Source organism: Acaryochloris sp. IP29b_bin.137, from assembly GCF_028285745.1.
Taxonomy (GTDB): domain Bacteria; phylum Cyanobacteriota; class Cyanobacteriia; order Thermosynechococcales; family Thermosynechococcaceae; genus Acaryochloris.
Genome location: NZ_JANQOP010000321.1, coordinates 1 through 10,002, shown reverse-complemented (window position 1 = coordinate 10,002; position 10,002 = coordinate 1). Strand labels below are relative to the sequence as shown.

The window sequence follows — 10,002 nt, the reverse complement described above, 5'->3', positions numbered from 1 at the left end:
TGCAACTGAAACCCCATAAACGACTCAATTACCAGAGAGGCATGAGGGCGCTATCACTGATTCAGAACACATTGTGAAACCCTTGTCATCCCCAAAGGTTTGGCGGATATCAAATTCCCCAAGGTTGATCGGTTCTCTGCTCCATTGGTGGTACCCATGAAGATCCAGGGCTATATGCGAACCCTAAGCAGTTTGACCCAGAACGGTTTAGTCCTGAGGCGCTGGCTCAGCAAAGCGCAGAACGGCAGAAATTTGGCTATTTCCCTTTTGGGGGTGGGATTCGAGAATGCCTGGGTAAGGAGTTTGCGCGTTTAGAGATGAAAATCTTTGCAGCAACTCTGCTTCGGCATTATGACTGGCAATTGTTACCTGACCAAAATCTAGATTTAATGGTTGTGCCTTCGCCTCGTCCCCGAGATGGTCTCAAAGTGACCTTTAAGGCTTTGTCTGAGTAGTTATTGGCTAAATTATACTGCTCGGTATGGACTTCGAATGGGATGCTGCCAAAGCTACAATTAATCTTGCCAAACATGGTGTTCGCTATGCCTGCTGAGTACAGCTACTTTATCTGAGGGGAACAAAAGCGGCTCGAACAAGCGAAGCGACGGGACAAGCACGTTAGTATTCTAGGGCTATTGCAACCGTTTATCCGCTTTGTGTATGGTCTAGTGGTGGGTGGATTTGATGGTGAGCGCTATATCAAGATGATGGATAAACAGGCCTCTCAAGCTCAGGGCGAATTTGAAAAAAATGGTCGGGTTCGGGTGGTGCAGGACAATGGCCCCATTCACATGAGCAAAGCGGTCCAACAAAAATGGTCTGCATGGGAAGCCAAGGGGCCTTATCTGTTTTTCTTGCCCAAATATTGTTCAGAAATGAATCCGACTGAGTCAGAGTGGCATCAGTTAAAGGCGCATGAGATTTGTGGACGCATGTTTGAACACGAACTTGATCTGGCCTATGCCGTCATTGATGGAGTTGAAGCCAGGGCAAGAGCGGGCGAATATAAGGTTGAGCGGTTTAGATTTCCCTCTAAATTGGCGGCTTCATGAGCTGTTACATACTAAAGACTTATTTACCCAAACCTACTTATGGAGTTTCTTAGCCTTATGGGAAGATATTTACGTATTAATTTTGGCCAAATGAGGAGGCAATGGATCCGTAGGAATTGGCCTGAATTTAAATCGAGTACGAATACTATTTCGCCGCCAAAGATATCAGTTGTTTGTGCTAATTACAACACAGTCGATCTCATTTCTCAGTTGATATTTTCACTGTGTCGAATTGTCGGTAGAGAGAAAATATCTGAAATCGTTATTGTTGACAATAATTCAACTGATGGCTCGGTCGAATTGTTGTCGACAATGCAAGAAGCAAAAATTATTACCGCGATATTTAATTCTGAGCAAAGATATCATGGTCCTGCCTTGAATCAAGCTATGGATTATTTACTGAGAAAACAAATTGATGCTACCTCTGAGAAGGAAGCTACCGATTATGTTATTGTTCTTGATTCTGATGTAGTAGTTTTGCGCTCAGATATCTTAGAAGATTCTGTAGATGCTCTAAAGAAACAGAATGCTGGTCTTTGTGGTCAGTTTCAACCTCATAAACATATTCCAGAAGGATACGCACATATTAATAGTATTTTGATAGATCCTGTGAGAGTTTGGAAGCGTGGAATATGTACTTTTGAAGAGGTTGGCGATCCCGCTGTGCCTCTTCAAAAATCAATGATTCAAGCAGGAATTAAACGTGTAGACTTTCCTTTTTGCGCTGAGAATTACCTGCTTCATCTTGGGCGAGGAACTTTAAAGAATATTTTTGATAAAAATATTAGTACGAACAATTATTTCGAGTGGGCTAGAGAAAAAAATGAGTTCCACTTTCAGGGTAATCCTAATGGTTTTTTATTCTATGAAGAGTATTTGAAAATATTTTCTCAGGAAGTTTCAAGTTTTTCTCCTGAATTGATTGTTGAAGCTTGTCTAAATCCTCAGAAAATAAATTTTGATTTCCTAGAGGTTTCACGGCAAGCGTAAGAAAAGGTTGTGGTTCTGCACGGTTAGGACAGGAGTTGAGCTCGACTAAATTACCCTCAAATGGGTAATTTTGAACTACGGTTGTGTTTAAAGACTGAACCTATGGTTCGAACTCTTCCTTAGAAAAGGGGACTAAGGGAGAGTATGAATCCACCTAGTATCCCAATCCAGCACCAATCCATCGAATAGAATAGGACGAAAGGAATTTAGCACTGTCCCTGGTCATCCATGAGCCACAGCCCCACCGATACCGACGCCGCTACCTACGACTACGACGTGTTTATCTCCTACATTTGGGTGCGGGGGGAACTGCTGACTAGGCTGCAAAAGGCGGGTTTAAAGGTTTGGATTGATGTTGACAACGTCGAACTGGGTAAGCCTGCCATTCAAGATCTGGAAGATGCCTTAGCCAAAAGCCAAAGAACGCTTCTGGTACTTACACCAGATTATTTGAAAAGCAAGTGGACGACCTATGAAAGATACATACTCCAATCCATTGATCCAGTTAACGATCGTGGGCGGTTAATCCCGATTCTGAAGGAGCCTTGTGCCTTACCGACCAGCATTGGATTTCTCAATTACGCTGATTTCACTGTTTCTGACGAATTAGATATTGCCTGGAGGCAGTTGTTTCGGGCGTTTGGGATTGTGGAAGCTGAAGCGGCACCTCCGCAGGAAGAGACACCGAAACCATGGTTTCTGGCTCACCCTTACGGGATGCCGCGGTACTTTACGGGACGCGACGCCGAGCGACAACTGTTGAGTGATTGGCTAAATCAAGGAACCCAGCCGTTACTTGTGCTGCGGGCTTTGGGAGGCTTTGGCAAGAGTGCCCTGACCTGGCATTGGTTGCTGCATGACGTGACGGAGGGGGATTGGCCCATGGTGGTGTGGTGGAGTTTCTACGAAGAGAAAGCAGGGTTCGATAATTTTGTCTATGAAACGCTGGTTAAGCTGAGAAGGTGGTTATCGGCGGATTTGAAGCGATCGGAGCGGGTGAATCAGCCAGAGGATTTGAATCCATCGGAGCGGGTGAGGCAGCTGTTGGAGTATGTGCGGCAGCATCGGATCTTGCTGGTGCTAGATGGGTTTGAGCGGGAACTGCGGGCCTATGGCAATCTGGGGGCGGCCTATCAGGGGGATGGGGAACGGGACATTGCTGATGCGGGACGCGATTGTATTAATCCTGGAGCAGAGTTATTTTTGCGAAGTTTGGCGAGTTTGCCGAAACTGCAGGGCAAGGTGCTGATGTCTACCCGGCTGCGGCCCCGCCCGGTGGAGGTGACTGGGGGCGAACTGCTTCAGGGCTGCCGGGAGGTAGAGCTGACGCAGATGCAGGCGGCGGATGCGGTGGCGTTTTTTCGGGTGCAGGGGATCCGGGGCAATCGGGGAGAGATTAAGCAGGCTTGTAGGGCCTATGGGTTTCACCCGTTAAGTTTGCGGTTGCTGGCGGGGGTGGTGATCAAGGATTTGCGCAATCCGGGAGATATTCAGGCGGCGCAGCGAAAGGATTTGACCGGGGACCTAGTGCAACGGCAGCACCATGTGTTGGAGCAGTCCTATGAGAGTTTGAGCCTGGATGGGCGACACCTGCTGAGTCGGATTGCCTGTTTTCGCAGCCCGGTAGCCTTTGAAGTGCTGGCAGCGTTGGCGACAGAGGAGTCTGATTTAGAAAGCGAATTGCAAGATTTGATCGAGCGGGGACTTGTGCAGCAGGAGGGCCAGCGATTTGACCTGCACCCGATTGTGCGGCGCTATGCCTATGACCGTATGGGTACGGCAGAGCGCAGTAGCACCCATGGCCAACTGCGGGACTACTTTGCGGCGGTACCAGCAGTGGAGCGGGTGACGGCGGTGGATGACCTGGCCCCGGTGATGGAGCTGTATCACCATATGGTGCAGGCGGGGCAGTATGACGAGGCGTGTGATTTATTTTATGAGCGCCTTAACAAACTCCTCTACTACCAACTCGGAGCCTATCAACAACGGATCGAACTCCTCCGCGCCCTCTTTCTCCAGGGCGAAGACCAGCCCCCCCAACTCCAATCTGAAGGTGACCAAGCTTGGACGCTGAACGCGCTGGCCAGTAGCTACACCCTCAACGGTCAGCCCGCACAGGCTGTGTCCCTGCTTGAGCAGCACAACGCGATTCGAGAAAAACAAGGAGATAAGAAAAACTGGGCGATCGGTCTAGGAAACCTGGCTCAGGCACAACTCTCCATCGGTGCCCTACAAGCCGCTGAAGCCAACCTGCGCCATGCGATCGCCCTCGGCCAGGAAATTGAGAATGAACGACGGGACGCGATAGGGCATCAGGAATTGGGGCGACTACTGGCTTACCAGGGAGACTGGGGAGCAGCAGCACAAGCGTTGAATCGGGCACTGGGATTGTTCGAGAAAAATAGCAGCATCCAATCCCAAGGAATTGTCTGGGCCTATCGGGCTTTGAGTGCTTTACTGCAGACCCGATCGCACCAGACCTCCAATTCACAGCGGGCTGAACTTGCCGCCACCACCCTCGCTGCCGCTCAGCATGCTCTCTCCCTTGCCGATGAAGATGCCCGTACTGATTACCCGGTGGAACGAGACTACGTCCGCGCCCACTGGCTCCTCGGTGCCGTCCACCGCCTTACCCCCGATCTCTCTGCCAGCGACCACCACCTCAACGAAGCCCTCCGCCGCTGCCGTGCCATCAACTTAGTTGAATTTGAAGCCGATATCCTGCTCGATCTCGCCCGTCTCCGCCGTGACCAGGACAATCTCTCCGAGGCCCACCGCCTCGCCAAGGAAGCCCGCGCCATTGCCACCCGCAGTGGCTACGTCCTCCAAGGGGCAGATATTCATCTATTTTTGGCGGAGTTAGCCCAGGCGGCGGGCCATTTACCTGAGGCACAGACCTTGGCCCAGAAGGCGTTGAAGTTGGCCACCTGTGATGGCGGCAAGTTTGTTTGCCGGGTCGCCTACGACCAAGCGGTGGCGCTACTTGGAGGATAAAAACGTGGGTGACGGACAAAGCCTCTGCTATTGATGCCTAACCCTGCGCAGGCACAGACGGAATTTATAATCCAGGCATCTATCCAAAACTGTTGTCCAACCCTCAGCTCCGCGTTAGATAAAAGTTAACTGAAGATCTCAGCGACTCATTCTTGATTACAGAGTAAAAGTAAAGTCATTGATCAGTAATCCTGGCATCAGGGAGCCACCCAAGGAGCGGGCACCATAGGTGTCTACACAGGGAATAAACTCCTGGGTATCGGTGAGGTGCTCTAACTTTGCACCTAAAAATTCGTAGAGACTATCGTCAAACCGTAGATCTTTAATAGGTGCAATAATCTCACCCTGCTCCACCCAAAAGCAGGCATAGCGGGTCATCCCTGTGATTCGTCCGCCCGTGCGATCGCTCCAGTTCAGATAGTGCAAATTAGATAGGTATAATCCCGTTCCCAGTTGGGCCAAAATATCTGCTGTGCTTAGAGTTCCAGGTAATACTTCAGGCGATCGCATCCCCTCATGGGCACTGGCCGCATTACTCTTAACCTGATATTCCTTGGCTGTGCGGGCATTCACTAGAGTATTAACAAGCTGACCCTCCACGAGCAAAGGTACTTCTTCCGGGGCAACCTCCCCCAAGCTATTAAATCGAGGCACCAAGCCCAAACTAAAGTTCTCTTTTAAGGTCAAATGGGGGGACAAGGACTTGCCCTCTCGCAGTTTGGCCAGGGCACTGCCGCCCTGCTGCATAGAGGCTTCACTCACCCCGCCCCAGGACAACATACCTATCAATTCGGCAGTGGCAGCGGGGGCAAAATAGGTGCGATATTGCCCCGGATCAATCACCTTAACGGGGCGATCTAGAACTTTAAGCTGGGTAATGGACTGCTGGATTTGGTCCGTGTAGGCGGTTTGGTCCCAGGTTTGGCCCGCCAGGGTGGCTTTAACGGCTTTTTCGGAAGGGGCAATTAAGGAATAATCGAGGACAAAGGTTTCCGTGGCAAACCAATGCTGCTGACCTGCGGAGTTGCGATTGGCTCGGACAATGGGACCTGAGGCATAAATGCCCGTAAAGTCTACCCCTTGCACCGCAGGCAATAGAGCAGCAGAGACCTGATCAGGTGCGAGTAGCTGACCGGGATAGGCTTCCCGACTGGAGCCATAGTTTTCCGGCAGGACAATATAGGGGTCTTCTGGCAGTTGGGGTAAGTCTTGGCGCAGTTGCTGGATCTGCTCTAGGGCTACAGCACTATCCACCGCCAGGTCCCCAGTAAAGGGGAATCCCGCATAGGCCGTGCGCTGGTTGGCAATCAAGCGAATATTAATGCTGGCATCGGTCACTAGACCCGATTGGCGAACTTTTCCAGCATTGAGGCGCATAAAGTGGCTTTGTTCCCCCGCCAACTCAATGGAAAGATGTTCTCCCGCCTGCAAGTTATCTAACAGCAGATCGGCCAGCTGATTAAAGGTGGACTCCCAAGCCGTCAGGGTCTCGGTGGGAATGGTGGCAACACTGGTGCTCATGCGGCTCCTCCAAATACTTCGATTTCTTTAAATACGCAGGTGGGTGAGGCATGACCGACCCGGATGCATTGATTGGGTTCGCCCTTGCCACAATAGGGGGTGCCATACATGGCAAAGGTGTTGGCATCCCCCACTTGAGCCAGGTTCCCCCAGAATTGATTAGTGATGCCTCGGTAGTTGGGGTTGCGTAAGATCTTGGTGAGCTTGCCCTTTTCGATCAGACGGGCATACTCACAGCCAAACTGGAACTTATTGCGATAGTCATCAATGGACCAGGAGCGATTGGCCTCCATATATACCCCGGATTCGATATCGCCGATCATCTCCTCAAAGGAGGATTGGCCGGGTTCTAGGTTGAGATTGGCCATGCGATCGATGGGGGCTCGATTCCAGGAACGGGCTCGGAAGTTAGCCACCCCTGGCACCTGGGCTCTGGCTTGGCTTTCTAAGCTCCCCAGCCCCCGGAGCAGCAGTCCTTCTTTAATTAAATATTCTCGCTGGGCAGGCATCCCGGCATCATCAAAGGCATAGCCCGCAAACTCACCAGGGACGGTGGGGTCAAAGGTAATATTCATCAACGGAGACCCATACACCAGATGACCAAAATCAGAAAGCTTTACAAAGCTGGACCCGGCATAGTTCCGCTCATCTCCGAGAATCCGATCTAGCTCTAGGGGATGGCCAACACTCTCGTGAATTTGCAACATCATCTGGTCCGGTGCCAACACCAAGGTGGTGGTGGCGGTGGGACAGTCTTCAGCGGCCAGTAGGGCAATGGCTTGTTCCCCCACTTGTTGGGCACGAGCGAGCACCTGGTCCGGGTCAAACACTTCGGAACCCGCTTGATAACAGCGGGCTAAGGGACCATTGTCGGTGCGCTTTTGGATAATGCTGCCGTCCTGGGCCGTCGCTTCATAGTTGGTGATCACAAACCCAAAGGTTTGGTGAGTATCCGTGCCGTTACTGCTAACGAAGATCTGCTCCGTTTCCAAGGTTTGGGTAAAGGCGCTGGTTTTAACGATCTGGTCGGAGACGTGGAGAGTGTCACAGACTTTTACCAACAGATCCAGCTGATCGGCAACGCTAATCAGGTCTAGGGGCTGTTGAAACGGAGACTGGTATTGGCCCACGGCTTTGGGACGCACCTCTGGGGTGAAGGAGTGGATCGCCCATTTGGAGGTTGCGATCGCTTGTTGATACGCTTGCTCAGCGGCCCCTTGCAAACTGGCGGGGTCTAAGCGGTTGGTAGCGGCATAACCAAACTGGCCTTCAGCAAGGACTTCCACCATTACGCCTTGGGTAAAATCGCGACCATTACTTTGGGGCCGCCCGTCTCGAACAGCATGGGTGGTGGTTTTCTCGCTCACCTGACGGAGGCCCACCCAATCTGCATTGAGATCGAGGTGATTAAGGGCCTGATGAAGGTCAAACTTCATAGCAAAATACGGATAGAGATATGCGCTAGTGTAACGTTTCTCGATTATGAGAGCGCTGTAGAAGCAAAGATGTTCTGGGCTTGTGCCTGGACAGAAACTACCTTGCTTATAAAAATCCGAGTGAGCTATTCCAACACTACGCTTGGGATATTGACCTCTTTTGCTCAACTGACGTTATTGGACGAGTCAATATCTGAATCAAAACCTGAATAAAGCTGAATTTTTCAGGATTTTTTCTGCTGGGAATTTCGGTGATAGTGAATTCAACAAAACACATCACACCCACTGGAGAAAATTATGAAATCCACCCGCAATCTAACCTGTCCCATTGAAGACCTGTTTGTAGAGTTATCTCCCAAAGAAGCCGAGCAAGTGGTCGGGGGCTTTCGGTGTGCCTCAGAGCATGCGAAGACGGTTTGTGATGATGGGCTACGGACTAAAGAGTCAGTTGAAGGTAGTCTTTCCTGCCCCTAATTTGTGTTGATAGTCACAAACAAGGATAGCCCCTTAGGCATGATTGATTTTCGCAGCAAGATCTCATACAGTTCTGAGGGAACTTTTGACGTCGAATAGACATCAGTGGCTATTCGAAATAGGTGAGGAGAGACAATGACGGAATTGATGACAGACTTGACCGATACAACGACGACAACCCCCTGTCCTGTCAATTCCTATAATGAATGGGACCCCCTGGAAGAGGTGATTGTGGGTCACCTAGAAGGGGCGATTATTCCGCCGTATCACGTGACGGTTACTTATAACATTCCACCGAGTACGGCTCGGCTCTACCGGATCTTTGCGGGTCAAAAATATCCAAAGTTCCTACTGAAAAAAGCGCAGCGTGAGTTGGATGAATTTATCCATATCCTAGAAGCTGAAGGGGTTGTGGTGCGACGCCCTGAAGTGATTAAAGGGACAAAGCGCTATAAATCATTGGACTGGTCTTCTAAAGGGTTTTGCACGGCCTGTCCTCGTGATGGCTTTATGGTTCTTGGGGACGAAATTATTGAAACGCCAATGGCCTGGCGGTGTCGCTACTTTGAGACCCATGCCTATCGTCCACTGTTTAAAGAATATTTTGCGCAAGGAGCCCGTTGGACGGCGGCCCCCAAGCCTGAACTGACGGATGAGTTATTCGATTACTCCTTTACTCCCCCTGAGAAAGGTGAGCCCCTACGCTATGTGATCAATGAGTTTGAGCCGGTTTTTGATGCAGCTGATTTTGTCCGCTGTGGCCGTGATTTATTTGTGACTCAAAGCAATGTGACGAACCAAGCAGGGATTACCTGGCTTAGGCGTCATTTGGGCGATCGCTATCAAATTCATGAAATTAACAGTACTTGCCCGACCCCGATGCATATTGACTCCACCTTTATTCCTTTGGCACCAAGGAAAGCATTGATTAATCCCGAATATATCGATGTGGATAAGCTGCCCAAAGCGCTTAAATCTTGGGATATGTTGGTTCCCCCAGAGCCCGACCCCATTAAGGGAGTCCCTTCGATGTGTAGTAAGTGGATTAGCCTAAATGTACTCATGCTGGATGAAAAGCGAGTGATTGTGGAAGAAGATCAAACGTCTTTGATTGCTGCTTTCAAGGATTGGGGATTTGAACCGATTAAATGTCCTTTTATTAACTTTGCCCCCTTCGGTGGCTCGTTCCACTGTGCCACTCTCGATATCCGTCGACGGGGTGAGTTGCAGTCCTATTGCTAGCTTTACAGCGTATTTGAAGCGAAATCGGCTTTCCAGATATAGGCTGCACGACGGGCTAATAATTCCTGGCGTGTAGCGCTATAGCAATTAAGGAGCCAATTAGGACAAAATGAGACCGTGTCTGTTCTGCTTATTTCAATGCCAACCCCCTATAGCAATAACCTTAATATCCGTCAAGACTGCTAGATCCTCTGCCAGGGCAATCGCACATAGTTCTTCATGAAGAAGATATTCCCTTGGCAGCAACGCTGAGGATCTTGACCAGGTAGTCATCATCCCAACCTGCCTTGAGC

General features: G+C 50.2%; 6 protein-coding genes and 2 pseudogenes. 6 read left to right on the top strand and 2 right to left on the bottom strand.

Annotated features, from left to right (window positions below; genetic code table 11):
* Positions 1-98: 98 nt before the first annotated feature.
* From Q0991_RS21990 to Q0991_RS21975, 4 genes and pseudogenes are all read left to right on the top strand, one after another.
* Positions 99-455 (top strand): annotated as a pseudogene (locus Q0991_RS21990) (cytochrome P450); the annotation flags it as partial.
* A gap of 87 nt (positions 456-542) precedes the next feature.
* Positions 543-1,052 (top strand): annotated as a pseudogene (locus tag Q0991_RS21985) (transposase); the annotation flags it as partial.
* A 39-nt stretch (positions 1,053-1,091) separates the two neighbouring features.
* Positions 1,092-2,042, top strand: a complete 951-nt coding sequence (locus Q0991_RS21980) for a glycosyltransferase family A protein (RefSeq protein WP_366525042.1) — start codon at positions 1,092-1,094, stop codon at positions 2,040-2,042.
* A gap of 228 nt (positions 2,043-2,270) precedes the next feature.
* Positions 2,271-5,036 carry a TIR domain-containing protein gene (locus tag Q0991_RS21975; protein ID WP_299492603.1) on the top strand — a complete coding sequence of 922 codons (2,766 nt, stop codon included), beginning with the start codon at positions 2,271-2,273 and terminating at the stop codon, positions 5,034-5,036.
* A 156-nt stretch (positions 5,037-5,192) separates the two neighbouring features.
* Here Q0991_RS21975 and Q0991_RS21970 read toward each other — a convergent pair whose 3' ends face one another.
* Together Q0991_RS21970 and Q0991_RS21965 are read right to left on the bottom strand one after the other, a co-directional pair.
* On the bottom strand, positions 5,193-6,557 hold the full coding sequence (locus Q0991_RS21970) for a TldD/PmbA family protein (protein ID WP_299492602.1): 1,365 nt from the start codon (positions 6,555-6,557) through the stop codon (positions 5,193-5,195).
* Positions 6,554-7,993 (bottom strand): TldD/PmbA family protein, encoded by a 1,440-nt coding sequence (locus tag Q0991_RS21965; protein ID WP_299492600.1) that lies wholly within the window; start codon positions 7,991-7,993, stop codon positions 6,554-6,556. Before Q0991_RS21965 ends, Q0991_RS21970 begins: the two co-directional genes overlap by 4 nt.
* Before the next feature lie 297 nt (positions 7,994-8,290).
* Between Q0991_RS21965 and Q0991_RS21960 the strand changes: the two genes are divergently transcribed.
* Both Q0991_RS21960 and Q0991_RS21955 read left to right on the top strand, forming a co-directional pair.
* Positions 8,291-8,467, top strand: a complete 177-nt coding sequence (locus Q0991_RS21960) for a hypothetical protein (protein ID WP_299492598.1) — start codon at positions 8,291-8,293, stop codon at positions 8,465-8,467.
* Positions 8,468-8,602: 135 nt separating this feature from the next.
* On the top strand, positions 8,603-9,709 hold the full coding sequence (locus Q0991_RS21955; RefSeq protein ID WP_299492596.1) for an amidinotransferase: 1,107 nt from the start codon (positions 8,603-8,605) through the stop codon (positions 9,707-9,709).
* The last annotated feature ends 293 nt before the right edge of the window (positions 9,710-10,002 follow it).